A 20493-nucleotide genomic window follows, 5' to 3' on the forward strand; every position below is an offset into this window, starting at 1 on the left:
GAAGGTTCGATAGAAGGCTCAACCGAAGGTTCGGTTGAAGGTGCAACTGAAGGTGAATGGGAAATATTACCTATCCATTCCGCTGACCAGGATAGCGATGGAAAAATCAGTTTAAGAGAACTACTCCGTATTATCCAATTCTTTAACGCAGGAGGATTCCATTGTGAAGAAGGAACAGAAGACGGTTATGCTCCCTATTTTGATGGTGATAAAACATGTAGACCCCATGCTTCCGATTACAATCCAAGAGATTGGAAGATTTCTCTACCAGAACTACTTCGGCTAATACAGTTCTTCAATACCGGAAGTTATCACCGTTGTGATGAAGGAACTGAAGACGGATATTGCCCCGGCCCAGCATAAACTCAAAGATAAAAATAAAAGATATTTTAAGAGGGCAAGTTTTGATTAACTTGCCCTCTTTTTTCATCTCTATAAAATATTTTAAGTTTCGAAGATTTGACATGTAGAAAGCATACAATAAAGATAATGGAAGTAGCCAAAATACCCGCAGAGAAAGGAAGTACTTGTTTAAGGCATACCATGTTTATTCTGAAAATCCAAGGGAATAGGTCCTAAGATGTATCTGTGAATGTTAAACCTGAAATCATAAATAGCACCGAGGGGAGGTTGTGTTTTAGAGAAAACACAGATTGATTACGGTACGTTGTTAATGTTGGCTAAGAGCTGTTTTAGTTAAAGATATCTGCACCTTGGACAAGCAGGAAGTTACAGATTGAATATAACACAGTAAATAGGATATATCGGATTCTACACGATGGGATATCATGGAATCTGGGCAGTTAAGCAGATAGGAGGAGGGGTATAAAAGTTTTCAGGCGAGGTAGAATAGGTGGAAGATTAGAACAAAAGATACTGGTATTTAGACACATTAAACGAGAAGATAAGGCAAGGGTTAAGGTGATATCTGATATGAATCTTACTGATTGCCTTATCTGTTCTACTTATTTCATAATGCCCAACACATATAAAAAAGAACAATTAAAATCTCTGTACTCCAACTTTCCGAAGTATTTCAATCACGAAAAAGAGTGGGCCGATAAGTAATTGAATTAAGTTATCCGTAAAAGCAGGCTTTTTCTTCTCAAATACTGTATGACCTATAAACTGTAAAATCCATCCCCCAACAAATAAAACGAGGAAAACCATTAGATTTACTCTCCACTCAACTTTTTGGAATAAAAAGGTTAAAGCAAACAATGGAGATATAAGCAAAGCCATAATAAAGGATATTGTTTTGTCAAGTATAAAATAATAGAAAAATACACAAACTAAAAATATAGTAGCCCCATTTATATATACCGGGAAACCAGGATATTTCAGCCATGACAAGAATAACAGGAGGGAGAAAATAATAATTGGAATACCAAAATAATGGGTAAGTTTATTATAAGGATTTTTATGATAACCTGCATAAATATCAATTTGTTCTTTAAGTGTCTTCATAAACAATAATCCTCCTCACTAAAACAAAACAAAAAGAGCCTTACTGTTTATTTCTTATTTTTCAAGGGAGGCTTAATATTTTATCTGCTTGCCTTTTTAATTTATTGCAAACATTTTCAGGTGTGTCCATCATAGTAAGCACTTCTAATTCAGCACTTTCTACCATATCACGAATTTGTTGCCAACCGGACAAATTAGGTTCAGGTCGAGCAAATTTCAAGCATTCATAGGGAATACGTGCAAATGGTTTATTACGCCAGAAATTTTGTAAAAGGGGATTACGTTCTGCTGATTTTCGAATTGGCACATATCCTGTCTCTATTGCCCATTGGACTACATTTTCTGTTGATGTCATAAAGCGAACAAATTGCCATGCCCTTCTTTGATGTTCAGGCGTTGTATTAAATATGGTTATATTTGGACCAAATAACACAGTTACGAGAGGCACATTCCTATCATGAGGTAGAGGGGCAATTCCCCAATTAAAAGATTTTTCTTTTTCTAACATTTCAAGGGATATTCTAACAGAACTGGAACGAATCATAAAGGCTATATCGCCTTTGGCAAATGAGACCTGGTCATCGAATGTTCCCGGTGTAATAACAAAGGCAAGGTTTTCTTTCACAAGTTGGCGTAAAAATGAGAAAACACGTAGTGTCTCAGGGGAATTAAAAAGCGTTTTCCTCCCCTGAACAATATCTCCACCAAAACTATATATCATTGCATCAATTGTAGAACAATCAATAGATATAGCGTAGCCTGCCTTCCCTGTTTGTGATTTGACAATTTTTAAAAAGTTATAAAAATCATCCCACGTCTGCGGTGGAGAGTTAATTCCTGATTGCTTCAACACATCAATATTGTAATATAAAACAAGAACACTTTTCGCTAATGGGAAAGAATAAAGTTTGTTTCCGAAATCAGGGTAACGATTTGCTTCTATTACCGCTGGAAAGAAATCAGCCAGTTCATTTGCAGGAAGACCTATTTCAGGGTCATTTATAAATTCATCAATCGATACAACTGCTCCTGTTGGAATATACTCACTTGTCATACTTTCATACGAAACAGCCAAATCCGGCAGTTTACGAGCTTGAATACTGGCTGATACTTTTCGAAATATTTCTGAGTATCCTCCTGCTCGCTCTACTTTTATTGGCAACTCTGGAAACCCAGTATTAAATTCATTTGCTTTATTCTTGATAAACATGGCACTCTCTGCTGTCTGTCTATCCCAAAATACAACATGCTCTTGATTAATAGGTACAAAGTGATTACCAACCTGGGTACATGAAGAGAATATACATAAAGCAAGTGGAATAAAAATAATATCTCTTATTGTATTTGGGTCTTTCATCTCTAACCTTTTAATCCTACCCGTATCGATTCTTGAAAAAAATATCTCTGTGCTATAAGGTAAATAATTATTGTAGGCAGTGCTACTAAAGTGGAAGCTGTCATCAGAAGGTTAACACGAACACCTGCATCTCCAGAGAAAACAGTCAAGCCAACTTGCACTACACGTTTTGTTTCATCAGCGGTAACAATAAGGGGCCATAATAAAGAATTATAACTATTTAAAAAAGAAAAGAGAGCTACCGTAATTAAGGCAGGCTTAACAAAGGGTATTGCAAGATGAATTAAAAACGAAATATGACTACAACCATCAATCTGTGCAGATTCATAATAATCATTCGGTATCGTCATAAAGGCTTGACGAAGCATAAGTATAGAAAATGCATTTGCACACCAAGGGAAAATCAAAGCGAAATAGGTATTATACCAACCTAACCTACTGATCAAAATGAAATTTGGGATTAACACAGCCTCAAAAGGAACCATCATGGTTGCCATCACCAACGCAAAAATAACATTTTTACCAAAAAATCTTAATCGTGCAAATGCATATCCAGCTAATAATGAATTGATACAAACAAAAAAAGTAACTGTCCCTGCAACGAAAAAAGAGTTAAAGAAATATTTCCCGAATGGAGCAAATTTGAAAATATAGATCCAATTTTCCCACTGCCATTGCTTTGGAAAAAGCCACAAAGATGGGGTCGTTGCTTCTTCTAATGTTTTCAAGGATGATGTCACCATCCATAAAAAGGGAAAACTTACAAAGAAACCAAAAACAAACAGAATAAAGTAAATAACCCCTTTCCACACATATCTACTTAAATCATAATGAATATTATATCCTTTTTTTTCTAAAGTGCTATTGATAAAAAACATATCTTCTTGCCCATTGCCATTGAATATATGTTAATAGCATAATAAAAATACTTAATAAAATGGCGACTGCAGAACCATATCCCCAATAACCATACTCATAGAATTGAGAATAGATATGGAGCATTAGATTTTCTGTCGTACCTAATGTCCTTCCACTTGCAGGGCTAAGTGCATAAAAGCTACTAAATGATTGCAATGAACGAATGGATTGTACTGTAATTAAAAAAAGCCATGTAGGACTTAACAATGGCAATTCTATATGCAATAGTATTTTCCATGGATTAGCACCATCTATTTTTGCAGATTCATAATATTCTTGTGGAAGAGTACTCATTCCAGCAAGAAAAACAACCACTGCAAAACCAAAGGTATGCCATATATCAAAAAGTGATATACAAACCAAGGCAAGACTCGGTCCATAATGAGGGTCGATAGCACCTCCAGTAATAATATTCAAAACACCCCGAGGTTCTAATAACCACTGTTGAACTGGAAGCCCTAACGTTTTAAGTATATAGTTAAACAAACCTAATTGAGGATTATAGAAAATACGCCATACCATTGCTACCGCAACTGTCGAAGTTACATAAGGAACGAAAAATAGGATTCGCAAAAATGTTCTTGCTCTAATGATTTTTGCTAAGAAATATGCAAATGTAAACCCTAATAATAATGTAGCAGGGATAGTTATCATAGCGTAGTAAAGTGTTACTTGTAAGCTTTGCCAGAACATAGGATTTTGAAAAGCAAATATATAATTTTTTAAACCTACAAACGTTCCCATATTTCTTTTACCTCCCCATAAACTCAACTGAAGAGCATAAAATATAGGAAAGATAAAAAAAGGAAATAAAATTAAAAGAGAAGGAAACAGGAACATTAATGCTGTAAATAATTCATAATATTTCTTTTTATATTTTAAATATTTCAACGATAAATTCCCCTTGTATATTGCTACTATTCTATAAAAATAGACACCCAAATAAAAATCAAGGATACGACAAATTAAAACTCAATAAGATTACTTAAAAGTGAAAATGTTTTCTGCACAGCACCTTGATTTTGTAACACGATTTTACGAGCACGTGTCCCATAATTAATAGACTCGTAAGGGGACTGAAAAAGTTTTTCTATAACACTGGGGAGTTCTTCATAATTTTGTAATTGAATTGCCCCATCATCTTTAGTAAGTTTTTCTGCTGGTTCTTGGAAATTTCGCATATATGGTCCAAAAATAGGAACAACACCCAATCCAGCGGGCTCGAGTGGATTATGCCCATCTACTCCTGGAAACCAACTTCCACCAATGATAGCCACGTCTGCTATTGAATAAAATTGATTTAATTCTCCTATGGTATCTATAACAATTATTTTCTCTTCTTGTCTCCTCTTACCTTTTAGATTATCCGTACGTAATATAATAGGTTCTGAACCAAAGTATGCCATTATTTGATTTTTCTTTTCGGGATGTCTCGGTGCAAGAATAAGAAATAAATTTGGAAATTTTGTATGCAGTTCCTCCCAAACTCTTTTTGCAACTATTTCATCGCCATCCCGCAAACTACCGAAAACAATAACTTTAGCGTCTTTAGGAATATCTAATGACATACGCAATCTATTACGGATATTTATATTTATTCCTGTTGCAACAGAATCATATTTAATATTTCCTACAACACATATCTTTTGAGTATCTGCACCAAGTTCTGTAAAACGTTCTGCATATTCTTCGGTTGGTGTCATAATTATATTTATTTTCTGGATAAGGTCCTTGTATACCTTCTTCCAACGCCGATATAATCGGAAGAACTTATCACTTATCCTACCATTTATGATTGCTATCGGAATGTGATATTTATTTGTTAATCGAATAAGATTAGGCCAAAGTTCAGTTTCAACGATAACCAATAAGCGAGGGGCTATCTGTTTTAAAAACGACTCCACAACTTCAGGATGGTCAAATGGGCACCATGTAATATTAATTGAATACTCTTTATATTTTCTTTCTGCTTGCTGAAAACCGCTAATGGTGCTTACAGTTAACATGAGTGAAATATTTGGAAATATTTCATGCCACTGCTTAATAAAAGGTTCAATTTGATTTACTTCGCCGACACTGCACGCATGTATCCACACAGGATTTGTTAGTGGTGGTATTGGAGGGAAAAAACGATTTAATAATAGAAAATATTTCCGACTAAATCTTAGATAAAGTTTTATTCCCGGAGCTAATATTTTCCAGAGTAAGTTATAAACAAACACCCACATATATTCTGATTAACTATAAAACCCCTATCTATATTTTCTTTTTTATGAGGCTTCTTTTCCAACGCTGAAGAATCGTGCACCGGTTGTATCTATGATATCCGGTGTAACAAAAATCAATAGACTGGACTGCGATACTTCTTTAGATTTTCCACGGAAGAAGAAACCAATTAAGGGAATATCAGCAAGGTATGGCATCTTTTGATTATTATGGATAGTTTTATCCTGTACCAAACCACCAAGAACGAGAGTATCACCATCATGCACAATTACGTTGGTCCATGCTGCCTGCCACGATGTTGTCGGCAATACAATCTCTGTGACTGTTTCATTAGTGCCCACAATATTCTTCTGTTCAAATCTCTTTTCACCGATACGAGCACGCACTTCAGGATTTAACCAAAGACGTATCTGGTCGTTATCGCGAATTTGAGGTGTAACAGATAAGGCTATACCGAAATTAAATGGACTGAACGTTGGCTGAGTAATAACGGATTGTGTTGGGGTGCCACCAAATCCACCTTCTGTGGTCCAAACTTCATTATAAACCTGGGTTAAATAATATTCAGTCTGGAAATCTGCAACTACTGCTGGCTTACGGTTCATCGTTGTTACACGAGGAGCACTAAGTAATTCTGACTCTGATAAACTATTCAGATAGTCAAATGACACACTTAATTTGTCCCCATCTGCATTATCTATAATTTTTGTCATGATACTAAAAGTTGGATTCGCTGCAGATAATGCTGGGTCAACCAACCCTGAAATTGTCCCCTGTGTAACAGAATTACGAATAACCTGGCTCCCATCAGGCCGGACATAAAATGGTACTTCTTCATCCACACCATCACCATTTATATCATAACTATAAGTCTGCTGTGATAAATATTCATTTTGTCGGGGTCTATTGTTTTGGTCACTTAAATCGCCTGACCAGTTAAATCCTATTTTCTTTAAATCAGATACACGAACGGTTAAGAATTTTGCTTCGATACTTACCTGTTTAGGTGTAACATCAATTTGCCCTAAAACTTGTTCGAACTTGTCTAAATTTGTAGGGGTGTTCGTTACAATAAGCATGTTTGTTGCTTCATTATACGCTATCTTGGAAAGGACTTCACCCGTGTATGGTTCCTTAATAGAAGGTATAGCATCAGCAAGAATTTGTAAGCCTGACATTTGAGATTCTTCAAAACCGGCACGAGCACCCAATTGGGCTGTACCAGCCGCACCTCCATATCCTGTAGTAGTTGTACCTGTTGCTAATGCTCCTCTACCACCTAAACCTGCTGTAGCACCTGTTCCTGCTTGTACTATACCTACTGGACCTAATTCACCTACAACCTGGTCACTGATTGATGAAAACATATCTGAAATATTACTTAATGTGGTAACATCTCTTCCATAACCACCCATACCTCCGTACATACCTCCACCATATCCGCCCATACCACCTCTGTAACCACCATACATACCTCCGCCATACATACCGCCCATTCCGCCTCCATACATTCCGCCCATTCCGCCTCCATACATACCACCGCCATATCCACCTACCCCACCTCTATAGCCTCCACCATAACCACCGCCTCCATACATTCCGCCCATTCCGCCTCCATACATCCCTCCTCCATACATTCCACCCATTCCGCCTCCATACATCCCTCCTCCATACATTCCACCCATTCCGCCCCCATACATCCCTCTTCCACCATACATTCCGCCTCCATACATTCCGCCCATTCCGCCTCCGTATCCTCCTCCTCCTCCTACTCCACCGAAAGGATTACGAAGTACTAATTTAAATAGTATATCCGCCCCGACATTTCTCAATTCATAGAATCTGGTCTCTAAAGGCTCGAATGTTTCTTGACGAATAATTTCAGGTTTACTTATCCACACAAAACCTGGCTGAACAGAAAAATCTAAGCCAAGAGGTCGTAATAAAGCCTTTAATGCTTCTCTTAATGTAACATCTTTAAGACTTATATACGGAACAATACCATCCGATTTCGTACCATAATAGACATCTGCTTGAGCTAAACCTACTCCGGGTGTTCCTGGTGTACCATACGGTGTCGTTCCAATCCCGCCACCTTGGAACCCACCAGGTCCTGGTCTTAGTCCAACACCCCCTGTTGTAGGAGCAGCGCCTCCAGGCGGACGAAGTCCACCTGGAGCACCACCAAATGCAGGTGCTCCTGGAGGGCCACCGGGCATTCCCAATGCTCCGGGCTGAGCAGGTTGGCCCGTTGCTTGCTGAGCTTGTTGTTTTGCTGGTGGTTCTACAGCTCGATTATCAATAACAATGTTTACTCCGTAACTATCAGAAATAAATTGCGTAATTTCACTTATATGTATATCTTCAAATTCAATACTTACTACTGAATCTAATGATTTCTCTATCTCGCTCACTTTCGTTACTGGTGCAACTTCTTCTTCAATTTCTGGGACTGTAAATTTATAAGGTTTTATACCTCTTGCGTCAGCACCTTCTGGAAGCTGTTTTTGCTTCTCAATAAAATCTCTAATCTTGGCTCTATCTTCTGCAACTTTTCTTTCAGATTCTTTAACAGATTGTTGATGCAGTTTGATTGTCGCCTGATGAAGTCCTTCACGAGCTATATCATTTTTAGGGTCAATTAAAAGTATATTGTTATATATCTCTACTGCGATATCAAATTTTTGCGCTTCCATATAACGTTGAGCATCAGAAAGTAACTTTTGTACTCTTTCCTTTTTTAATTCATCTGCTGTTTTTTCAGGGACTTCAGTTGGTACTGCAGGTTGAAATGTCTCAAAAGCAGGCGGTGCAGTTGCTTCTGGCTTTTCACCTATTGAAAGTTGTAATTGTGCATTACATTTTTGTTGGTACACCTGAGCTTCTTGATGATTTGGATTTAAGGCAAGAGCACGATTGAACTCAGTTAACGCTTCACGATACAATTCTTTTTTATATAGTCCAACCCCTCTACGGAAATACGTTTCTGCATTTTCTTCCGCTGAAGGATTTTGTCCTGAATCTATATTTTCTGCTGATGTTGCATCCTGAACTTCAAGAGGTGCAACTGCAGATACCTCTTCTGAGGCATTTGATTCTGTTTGTGCACGAGCCCCGCTCGACATTATCAAAAGGATTGACACAAACAATAATAAAAACTTAACTACTCGATAATGAAAATGTTTTGTTGTAAACATTCGTAATTTTTCCTCCGGTGGTTTTTTGTTGATAACCGTTTGGAAGTTATTATTATATATACAATTATCTAATAAATTAAACACCATTTTCATTTTTTTTCCTTTTATTTTCTCATTTCAAGTGTAAATCTTCTTCCATATTGTTCAGAATATATAATAACAGTTTTTTCATCCGGATTGACTTGTTCCAAAATAAATTGTTCGAACTCTTCGCCTTCATCATACCATTTTGTTGTAGAACGAGTACGAAGTTGTGCTCTCCATTTTTCGCCAACTTGTCGTATATTAAGTAATGTGATTCCGAGGTCTTTTGCTGTGACTGCTTGTTCTCCTTTTTTGCCTGCGGTTTCACCTGCAAAATACCAGAAAGGATTTTCACGCCATAGTGAAGCATAGGTCCCAGGAATAGATAATGAAGGTGGTAATGGTGGCACAGGAGGTCTGAGTTCATCCGGCACCTCCTTCCGTGGTGGAGAATAAGTTTTTTCTACTGGTGGTGGTGGTGGATAGGCAATGATATACACACGATATCCTAATATCCCAACTAAAACCAATAATACAAATTTTTCTTTGTTCCACCAAAACCATATTCCTATTTTTTGTATTCTATCTAACATATTCAGTTCATAACCAATATATTACGTTTAAACCATTTCCATGCTTTTCCAAAAAAACCTGGCTCTTCTGTAGTCGTCGTTGCTGTTGCTCCTTTTCGGCCGGGTGCTCCAGCTCCCATTTGAGCTTGATATTGGAGGCGAATATCAGCCCCCACTTCCTTCGGAGGATTATAATTTGCCTGAGATATAATCATCTCTATTTGAAGTAGAGGCTCTACATTATAAGCGATATAGGGATATTGAATTCTAATACAATTGATATTAAAATACCTGTTTGATAACCTTAATTTTTCTTCAACAAAATTTACAAAGTCTTTCATATTCATTGTGCATCGGATACCGAACAAATAAAAAGAAAGTAATTTTTCAAATTCGGGTGCTTGATTAATAGGTTGCCAAAAAACAATATCATCGATACTTGCCATCTTTGAATCCAGTAAGAACTCACACATCTTAATTCCGAAGGCAAGTTTTGCTAATGCTCTGTTCACTACCTGCTCTGTAACATCTTGTCTTGATATCTCATCAAGTGTAGGGACGCCAAGAGATTTACGAATATCCTGAGGGAATAAGTCATACCGTCCCATTTTTTCGCCTACTTTTTCATATAACTGTTTTATCATTTTTTGGGCTTGCTCTTCGTACCAGAATTTTAGTATTACTCCTTCTTTTGGTGGGACTTCATGTTCTGTCCAATTACTTAAATTAAAAAATGCAGATCTTTGTTTTACTGTTTCTTCCCATGGAACAACCTGGGCTCGCCATTCTCTAATTAACACTTCGGGATCGGTCTGAGAAAAGGTCTGTTCCAAATCCATTAACGCCGCTTCATAATTCTTTTTTAAATTTTCATCTTTTTTATATTCTGCCAATTGCTTTTGTAAAAAGAAATAGTAGATGCCAGCGAAAAGAAGAAAAGATAATAGCAATACAGTAATATAGATAATGGTTCCTCGTGAAATAGTTATGTTCATTATCGTGCCCCTCCTCCACCTTGTTGTGTTGCATCAGTAGCCATAGCTTTTTGAAACTGAATGGTAACCACAAATGTAAAGAGATTTTGTCCTGTAGGTGAGAAGGCGGTTGTTTGACCTGTTTGTTGGGAATACATACCTAATCCACGCTGTTGTCCACCTGGACCTGATATACCCGAACTTCCTTGAAAAGCAGTCTGTGCATTATAAAGGGAATCCCATGTGGTAACCTGTACACTGGCTTCTGAAAAAATAACATTTTTACAAGATAAGATCATACCATCAGGAAGGGTTTGATTTACCTTCTTCAAATTTTCAACAAAGTTCTTTATTATTATGTCTGAAGTGGCTAACCCCGCAATTCGGAAACCATTAGCGCGAGGTAAAGGTTGTTGCTGTTGTTGTCCTTGCGGTTGAGGTGTTGGAGTTACTGGTTCTGCTCCTCTACCAAAGATACCTCCTCTTCCCGACCCAAAACCACCAACAACTGCACCTTTCGCCCCAATTCCCGGGAAACCGGTTATATTAAATTGTGGTTGTTGCGTTTGTTGATGCACTCCCATTCCGGGGACGTTCCTCATCTGGGCTGGCATCTGTCCACCTTGTGGTTCTTGTATCAATACAGTTTCTACAGAACTGAACCACAAACCATCTTTATCTGTTCGGGGTGGCCTTGCAGAAAGAACCAATGATAATTCATCTAACCAAAATCGTCTGGTTTTTACACCCCTATCAAGAGTATCAACTTTCTTTTTCAATACTTCTATCTCTGTTTTTGCTTCTGCTAATTTTTGTTTTAATGGAGATGTAATTGTTGGGTTTTGTGCCACTTCCGGGTCATACATTTGCACATAGCGACGAAGTTCTTCTATCCGTTGTTTAACCAATTTATTCTGTGCCGCATGCACAGGAATGACAGACGCCATAATCAAAGCAAGTGTTACCATGGACAAAGCCCAATATATGGCTTGTTCTTTTCTCCGTCGCATCTCTAAAATTCGCGGAGGTATTAAATTAATTTCTAAAGCGGTGGACTCCCAGTTCCTTAGAGCCAAACCGAGAACAACACAACTTCTTTCTGGATGCTGGACAATAGATTGTGCATCGGGACCAATAGTAATACCGCTAAGTGGTTGAGCAATACGCACATCAATTCCGAGAGCACGTTGTAAGTATGGGACTATATTACGGAGTGCACAACTGCCACCACAAAGATACACTCGCATAACTTGACTTCCACCTGGCAAAGAACGAAAATATGAAAATGAACGTTGTATTTCACTTACTAACCGATTCAACACCCTACCAATGGCTTCGCCTCCCTTACCATCAATTTGTGGATTTCCAGTAGGAGCAAAACCTTTTTCACACTTAATTCTTTCTGCCTCTTCAAATGGAATATTAAAAGTATCTGCAATGGCTTGCGTAATATCGTTACCACCCAAGTTGAGGGTTCGAGTATTACGGAAAATACCATCTCGCTCTACCACAATATTTGTTGTAGAAGCACCTAAATCTATAATAGCAACACTTTCTGAATGAGCATGGATTTCGCCCACATATTTAAGCCAGCTATATGAGGCAAAAGGAATAACATCTACAATTTCTGGCTGAAGTTTTAATCCATCAAGAACCGATAAAAATTTATCAACAACATCAGTCTTTATTGCAACCATTAATACTTCATAACCACCGCCTTCCGGATGGTCTAATATTTGATAATCAATTGCAATTTGTTTTAAATCAAATGGAATTTGTTGCTGTATTTCATAACGAACAATTTGGTCTACTTTCCTTTCTGATACAGGTGGTAGCGAACGAACACGAACAAATACAGATTGCCCAGGAACAGCAATAATTAGCTTTTTAGACCTAATTTTAGCCTGTTTTAATAAATCACTTACTGCCTTCTTTCTTACATCTCTTCTCTCTTCTTCATTCATTCTAAAATCATTCGGGACTGGTTTCTCAAAATACTTTACTATCTGCAAGCCATTCTTTGTTTTTACAAATTCACAAAGCCTAACTGCAGATGTTCCTATTTCAAGAACAACTCTTTTTTTACCTCTTCGTGTCGAATATATTGACATAACTTTTCTTTAACTATTTAATCCTTTTTCTATCATATTATTGTAATATATTTTTTACCATAAAGTAAATTCTTTCCAAGGTTTCATTTTTTTCACTTATAATATCCTTGTTAATAATTGTATAACAAATGAGTTTAAAAGTCAAGAAAATTATTGACAAAAATTATTTATTTTTTTATATTTATTTATGAGTTCTTTTAGCATATTATTCTAATAATTTTTTACCCCGTATACAAATTTTAAAGATTACTTTTTTCCCTCTTCACTAAGAACAGATGGGACATCTTTCACACACCTAAAACCATAATCTGCTCGTGTAGCATCCATTCGGTCAAAATGTCTACGTGCACATCTAACATCGAATTTATCTGTCATAAAAGAGCCACCTCTCAATACTCGATAAATCTGTCCGTATTCTTTTTTAACTGATTGATTCCCTTCATAACGTTGATACCAATCAGAGACCCACTCATAAACATTTCCAGCCATATCGAAACATCCATAAGGAGAAACTCCACCAATATAGCTTCCTACAATGGCTGGCGCATCAAGGTTTGATTCTTTCGAATTGCATAGGCTTGAAGAGAAGTCGTTACCCCATGGGTATTCTCTGCCATCTTCGCCACGGGCAGCTTTTTCCCATTCTACTTCCGTAGGTAAACGTTTTCCTACTCTTGTAGCATACGACGTTGCCTGGTCCCATGACACACCGGTAACAGGATGTCTTTCTTGCCCTTTTGCAAAATTATGGTCTGGAAAAACTTTTTTAAATTCCTCATTCGTTACTTCATATTTATCGATATAAAATGCAGGAACAAATATTTTTCTTCTTGGCGATTCATCTGGAGAACGTTCATTTTCGCCCATAACAAATTCACCTGCTGGAACAAGAACCATCCCAGGCGGGGTTTCTCCTACTTTCAGTACAAGTGTTATCGACTTTTCCTCATTAGGTCCCAAAACTAATTTTGTATGTTCTTCTAAAAAACCTGGTGCAGTAACGCTGATTAAATATTCTCCTGGTGCAAGTTGAAATTGGGCTGGTGTTTTTTGTGTTTGGGGAACATTATTTATTCTTATAATCCCACTGGTTGGTCGTGAAAGAATATTTAGGGTTCCCTCCATTGGTTTTAAAATATATTTTATGGGATACTGAAAATCTTCACGAACTTCAAGGTCTCCTTCTACTGGATAATAGTTAACCAGTTCGATTTTATATCTTCTATGACCAATTTCAACAGGATGTCGTAAAATAGGTGTTTTACCAATCTTTACCCCTTCAAGAAATACTTCTGCACCAGCTGGTTCTGTCTCAAAAGTCACATAGCCTTGTAATGGCTTCAACTCAATAGTAAAATGAGAATGTTCCCCCGGAGGGAGTATCAACGTTTCTACCGTTCTTTGGTATTTTTCCTTTTTAAGAATAACTTCAAGAGGACCTGGTGGAATATTAGTTAATGTAAGAGGTGTTACACCTTTTTCTTCACCGTGAATAACAACAATCGCTTCCTGTTCTGGAGAACTTTCAATAGTAACACTACTTAATTCAACTTGTTTTTTTTCTGATGAACATGAAGTTAAACAGGATATGATGATAAAAATACCTAAGCAACCCCACAAAATAACCCGAGTCATATAGGCAATCATCTTTTACAGCAGCCAGAGTTAAACTTCTTTTTACTTCTTTACTTATTACTTTTATATTATATATTTACCTTGGTTTTATTGCAAATTTTATTCATGTATGAATAACTTTATTTTCTGTTCATCTTTCGGCTGTGAGGGTGCTGTTATTGCTCTTTCTGTATCTCCTACAGGTGGATATATTGTTACTGATACTTTTGTTGGTGTTGAGTCAGTTATTAAAGCACCTGTAGTAATATCTTGAGCAAAAGCACGCACTACAATATCATACTTTACATCACGTTTTCTGTAGCCTTTTTCTGGTGAACCTTCATCACCCAATCTATCTGCAGGTAATCCTTCGCATTTTGTCGGTGGGGCATTCAAAAAATTACTAACACTGGTATACCAATTCAGATTGAATGTTGGATTATCATTAGGTGGGTTCATAAAATCTGTCGGGATATAAATTTCTGCTGTTGTAGCCCCCTGAAGCATATATACAGTTCCTCCCGCCACCAAATTGGAATCTTCAAATATTTGCACATCAAAACCATATTGACTAATTGCATAACCCTGAGTAGGTATAACAATAGACATTTTCAGTTTCATTTCGACTCTATAATTACATGCATCTTCATATAGAGGAAGTGGGACACGTTGGACTGCCCCAAAATCTCGTTCGCCAAAGTTATAATTGACCTCTCTCCATGTTGGATAATCTGCGGTACAACGATTCCACCATGTATCTACTTGCAAATTCGTATCAATATCAAAATCACATGGATTTCGCCATACTGCTAATGGAACAGCATTTGCCGTTAATGTCCCTATTGCATCTACTTTATTGCCTAATAATACAGTAGGTAAAGGTCGTACATTTCCAGCCTCATCAGCTCCTGTCATTGTAGCCATTAACAAAGCACCACAATATTTTCTATCACTTATAACACTGCCGAGAGTTGTTATACTTCCATTCGAGAATACAATAGGTGTATTTTTATCTAAACTTTCTCTATCAATTATCCAGCCCCATCTATTATTAAATACATCCACAGGTATCCATTGCGTTGTTTCGTAGTTAAACGGGTCAAGGGCTGTCCAAACACGAATCCCAACTATAGACAAACACGGGTCTGCATTAGTTGGTTTCTGCGAAACACTACGTGTTAATTTATACATTATTTGTGGATTATTTGTCCACTCACCAAATTTTGGAGCGGTAGTTATCTCAAAGTCAGGGTCTATCATCCACCATATATTAAGTTCACCTTGTGTTAAGTTAGCCGGCTCATATAAAACATTACCTGACAGGTCTCGAACCCCAAATTTAACACGTATATGCCAATCTATACCAAATAACAAATTCAACCACTGCCAGACGGTTCTTGCTGTTTGCCATGGCTGGGTATATCCTGTTTGCGCCGTATCGTATGTCATAGAGTAAATCAATGAAGGTTGGGTTGAATAAGACAAGACACTATCTACATCATTCAATAAAACAATATATGCACAACCTAATCCCGGCGGATAAGGTTCAAAACCTTCATAAATAGGCCCATTTGCAATTAAATCAAAAATTGGACTACTTCCTGTTACATTTACATCCGTTCTGTTATTATTAAAACCTGAAACTTCAACACTTCTTACGTTTCCTGCAATATCCACAGGGTAAGGGTCATAAAATGCACATTGCAGAGCGAATGAAAGAGGTTCTCTGTTATTGAAGAATATATGTGCTACCTGTCCTAACGTTCCACTACTATACGCCATTGGTTTTAATATATCAGGACACCAATTGGGTGGATATGTAAAACCTGAAGGCGGTGAAACTATATCATTATTCTGGAAAACGAATCCTCCTGCTGTATAACTTAACAAATCTTCCCTCAAACGAGGCTGTATGGTATCTATAATAAATTCAGTATCAGCTGGGGGCAGACGCATTAAAGTTCCATATTCAGAATAAATTCCTATAAGGATTTGTCCAACTCTCAAGAAGAGTCGTGCCCTACCATTGGTTGTAAATTGAATTCCGTCATCATCAGATAAAAACAAATTATTAATAACAAATTCTGCTCTTCCTATTTTCCCCGAAATATCTGTTATCTCAACAGGCTTTTTTAACTCCGCAGGTAATTTATTTATCTGAACAAGTTGGTCAACTGCTCCTACGACATAAGGCACATATTCTTCAGGGACGAGGTACAACATGGAATCAGATAATGTTATATCTCCAACAACTTTTATATCAACATTAAAATCATTACCTATTCCAATGTCTCTCTCTCTTCCTGTTATTTGACGGGGCAAGACAGGACTAACTTTGCACATTGTCCAGAATAAAATTGTTCCTACAATAGGCACTTCATCAGCACTTACTTGAACATTAATAAGACTTCTCATATCACTTTCAAAATCTACAAAAGGATATAGATTGGCTGTTTCGCCACAGCCAGAATTTACAATGTATGTTCGCATTGATGATGGCAAATAATTCTTGATTATTGTATCAAGTGATACCATGGCTGGAATAGGAGTCCTTAATTTACCTGTCCAGGGATAATCAACAAACAAAACCGTAGACGGAAAAACCCCGATTGGCGAACCAATAAGAGTAACACCACTTGTAACATCTGGATGTACCAAGTTCCACCCACTTCTCAACGTAGCACCAGACTCAGCAATAAGCCCTCCGCTCCGATTCTCCCAGATTAACGATGCTATTACACTTGTATCGCCGTTGCCCTTACTTACAACACCTTTCCCTCCATTTGCTCGAATTGTACTTTGTAAAATAACGGCTGTTCCTTGATTTACGACCCCATCTATGTTATTTCCATGAATAACTGTCTGAGAGATACTTGCTACACTATCAGATATAACTGTGATGCCATCATCAAGGAAAGGACCTATGAAACACCTATAAATCTTTGATACTCCACCTGAATTTAAAATTCCAGTGGAGCCTTTCATTAAGGAAATACTTTCGATACATAAATCTCCACCAGGTCTCACCTCGATTAATGGGAATCTACTACGAACAACAGCAACATCATCAATCATGAAAATTGAAGGATGTGCAGTCCGACAATTCTCGTAAACAAAGTATAAAATATGGGGGTTAGTTGTATAAGGTAATGGGATTTCTTCGAGAATCCATTGACCATCAGGAAAATCATCTGCAGTGGCAGACCATACCGGTGTACCATTAAGAGTATCCCAATAAACACTAATCTTACTATTTTCCGGGAAGTCGCCTTTTGAAACTCGTATAATGAATTGGAGGTTATCGGCTGATGTTGGGATATTAATTTCTTCTTGCCATAAAACTCGGATATCTGGTTGTTTCTGTTTTAGTTCTACATACCACACACCGGTATGCGCCTCGGGGAAACCAGTTGGACCACCTTTTATAATGCTGTTGTCGGGTAATACTTCCCATGGTGTAGAATAGCCTGCTTCAAAACTCGGGTCCAAAAGAAGGTTGGGATAACATACCAATGCATTCTGCATTAAAAACACCTTGTATCCGAAACAAAAATCATCTATCAAATATTTTACAGGTTCTTTCAAACATTCCGGCTTTATTCGAATTGTTAAACGATGCTGTGCCATATCTAAAAATGGAATTAATTCATCACAAATTGTGATAGGTTGATAACCATTCCATAACGTATTATCGTTTGCTCTTATTGCCTTTATAACTTGACCATCAATCAAAATTTCTAATTCCGATTCTGAGTCATCCGTTGCATCTACAATTTTAAGCCAGAACATTAATGATGGCTTCATATCAATCCCTGAAAATCGCAAAGCTCTCATGCCTGTAATAGGAGGTTCGGGAAGGGTACAATCTGAAGAATTTAGGTCATAACAATGGATAGGACCCATAGCCAATGCAATTGCATTCTTGTTCCAATACGTATCTGGGTCTATTTCAAAAGATGGATTCTGGATAGCGTTCTGGTAACAAACATCATTGGGACTAACGACACTACCTAAACCGCCATAAGGACTAACACAAAAATCATCAAATAAAATATAGTTTCCTGGTGAAATAGAAATAATATGAGCCTTTACATGAAGTTCAAAACTACTATCACCTTCACCAAGCAAAGGTGGTGTAAGCCAACGTTCTATCTTTGTCCATACTCCTAAGGCTGGCATCCCATTTACACGAGAATCATAAATTACTTTTGCTGTTATATTTTCATTGTCACCTAACCAAACTACAAAATAATCTGTTGGAGCAACTATATTAACTGGTTTTACAAAAAATGAGATTTTTGCTGGTGGAACATCACCCAAGTGTGCACACCAAGGGGCTGTATATCCACCTTCTGGAACAATTACATCATTAATATCTCTTTCGGGGATGACAGGTGTGGTTGTTAATATCCAAGACCCATCAACACCCGATTCAAAATTTCCATTAGGGATGATATAGCCCGGTTCAGGTGGTCTTAAATCAGTTATAGAACCTACAAGAAAATTTACATCATCTAACAAGAAAACAGTCGTATTAGGGTCAAGACTATCAGGTGATACCGCAGAAGGAGCCACCTGGCTAATAAATGAAACTCTATGTGGACTATTATCATTAGTTAGACCGGATGGTATTTCAGCCAAAATACGTGTGTATTGGTCTGTATTAGGAAATGCATTGGGTCTGTATTCTATCAGCGGTGTCCAATTTCCAGGACTCAATTCAGCAAGCAATTGTAACGGTGGCATAACTCCATCAAAAAGAATTTTTAATTGGTCAGTTGATTTTCCACTGAATACATCTGTCTTTACATAAAATTCAAGCCAAACCTGTCTTACCTGCTCTGGTGAAGGGCCTAACATTAAACATTGGTCACCTTCTACAGGGTCATTAACAATCGCCCAATTCCCTACGCCAATCCATGGCGCACAAAGCCCACCGTCAAAACCACCACATACAATCGGTATTGGCACATCAGGTAAAAGATTAAAATCTAAAAATAGCACAAAATCATCAAAATAGACTGTGTTATCTCCTGCCCCTAATTTCTTAATATTCAGTGTTATAATTGGATTTTCACCCCCACTAAACTGTTGTATTAGAGATAATATATCAAATTCCCATGGTTCCCAAGCCATAGGATTTAGAATGGTAGCTATAGGGATTGATAATACCACGCTATCAAGAGTGCCCATTTTAATTGAAATTTCTATTATATCATCTGGGTTTATAGGTCCATTATCCCTCATAATTTTAAATTGAAGCTTAGCATCTACAAGACCAGATAAATCAATTGGTAGCGGGTTCAAAAGAGACAATCCAGTATTTTCTGCATACGATAATTTTGTTGGTTCTGTTCCCTTTGGAAACATAATTGGTTGTGTTTCAAGAATATCGACAACCAATCCAACTTTTGCTAAAAGGATATCCTGATAAACTTCAGGGTCATCAATTACACTTATGGGACCTGTATTTATTGGATTAAAAGGAAACTTAAAATCCTGGCTAATTTGGTCCGGTACTAATGGTTCACTTATTCCTTTGAACAACGCTAAATGAGTTGGACTTAATGCACGTGTATTTTCTTCAATAATAGAGTAGCTTGGGTCATATAGGTCTGGAGGATTTATGTCTACATTCCATACTGAACTATCAGGAGGTTCAAAATCCCCTCCCTTTATAACCCCCTGGAAAATATTGTTTCCTTTAATAACAACTTCAGTAGGCAATCGATTTGTAGACGGAGTCGCTGTATTATCAACACCTACAAGACTAATAGGGCGGTCTACTATAATGGGCTGGTTAATTTCATATACTGTGGGTTTACTGGGACCTGTTTGCATAAGGAAAATAGATTCATCTGTTTCATCTTGTATAACCTGAACTAAATCTTCACCAGGAGTCACAATTCGTTCTCCTGATGAAAACGTAGATATTAAGAGAGAAAAGCAAAATGTTAATAAAGCAGTACCCAATAATTTATTAGCATAAATCATATATTTTAAAGGTACCTTCTTTAACATAATGGCATTCAT

12 protein-coding genes are annotated in these 20493 nt (G+C 37.2%); 1 reads left to right on the forward strand and 11 read right to left on the reverse strand.

Features of this window, described 5'->3' with window-relative positions; translation table 11 throughout:
* The coding region (locus PLJ10_01905) for a hypothetical protein (protein HOK08396.1) at positions 1 to 363 on the forward strand (363 nt) is incomplete at its 5' end.
* Positions 364 to 1002: 639 nt separating this feature from the next.
* Here the strand turns inward: PLJ10_01905 and PLJ10_01910 are convergent.
* From PLJ10_01910 to PLJ10_01960, 11 genes are all read right to left on the reverse strand, one after another.
* Positions 1003 to 1467 (reverse strand): DUF962 domain-containing protein, encoded by a 465-nt coding sequence (locus tag PLJ10_01910; protein HOK08397.1) that lies wholly within the window; start codon positions 1465 to 1467, stop codon positions 1003 to 1005.
* Positions 1468 to 1528: 61 nt separating this feature from the next.
* Complete coding sequence (locus PLJ10_01915) at positions 1529 to 2824, reverse strand: ABC transporter substrate-binding protein (GenBank protein ID HOK08398.1); 1296 nt, start codon at positions 2822 to 2824, stop codon at positions 1529 to 1531.
* A gap of 2 nt (positions 2825 to 2826) precedes the next feature.
* On the reverse strand, positions 2827 to 3702 hold the full coding sequence (locus PLJ10_01920; protein ID HOK08399.1) for a carbohydrate ABC transporter permease: 876 nt from the start codon (positions 3700 to 3702) through the stop codon (positions 2827 to 2829).
* A complete protein-coding gene (locus tag PLJ10_01925; protein HOK08400.1) occupies positions 3686 to 4486 on the reverse strand; it encodes a sugar ABC transporter permease in 801 nt (266 codons plus the stop codon). Before PLJ10_01925 ends, PLJ10_01920 begins: the two co-directional genes overlap by 17 nt.
* A gap of 221 nt (positions 4487 to 4707) precedes the next feature.
* Complete coding sequence (locus PLJ10_01930; GenBank protein ID HOK08401.1) at positions 4708 to 5970, reverse strand: 3-deoxy-D-manno-octulosonic acid transferase; 1263 nt, start codon at positions 5968 to 5970, stop codon at positions 4708 to 4710.
* Between the two features lie 42 nt (positions 5971 to 6012).
* Positions 6013 to 9165 (reverse strand): tetratricopeptide repeat protein, encoded by a 3153-nt coding sequence (locus PLJ10_01935; protein HOK08402.1) that lies wholly within the window; start codon positions 9163 to 9165, stop codon positions 6013 to 6015.
* Positions 9166 to 9269: 104 nt separating this feature from the next.
* Positions 9270 to 9782 carry a hypothetical protein gene (locus PLJ10_01940; GenBank protein HOK08403.1) on the reverse strand — a complete coding sequence of 171 codons (513 nt, stop codon included), beginning with the start codon at positions 9780 to 9782 and terminating at the stop codon, positions 9270 to 9272.
* Between the two features lie 2 nt (positions 9783 to 9784).
* Positions 9785 to 10756: a hypothetical protein gene (locus PLJ10_01945; protein HOK08404.1), complete on the reverse strand. Its 972-nt coding sequence runs from the start codon at positions 10754 to 10756 to the stop codon at positions 9785 to 9787.
* A complete protein-coding gene (gene pilM, locus PLJ10_01950; GenBank protein HOK08405.1) occupies positions 10756 to 12846 on the reverse strand; it encodes a type IV pilus assembly protein PilM in 2091 nt (696 codons plus the stop codon). Before pilM ends, PLJ10_01945 begins: the two co-directional genes overlap by 1 nt.
* 246 nt (positions 12847 to 13092) lie before the next feature.
* Entirely contained in the window at positions 13093 to 14481 is a 1389-nt protein-coding gene (locus tag PLJ10_01955) for a formylglycine-generating enzyme family protein (protein HOK08406.1), read from the reverse strand.
* A gap of 99 nt (positions 14482 to 14580) precedes the next feature.
* On the reverse strand, positions 14581 to 20493 hold the full coding sequence (locus PLJ10_01960; protein HOK08407.1) for a right-handed parallel beta-helix repeat-containing protein: 5913 nt from the start codon (positions 20491 to 20493) through the stop codon (positions 14581 to 14583).

The organism is Candidatus Hydrogenedens sp., from assembly GCA_035361075.1.
Taxonomy (GTDB): Bacteria; Hydrogenedentota; Hydrogenedentia; order Hydrogenedentales; family Hydrogenedentaceae; genus Hydrogenedens.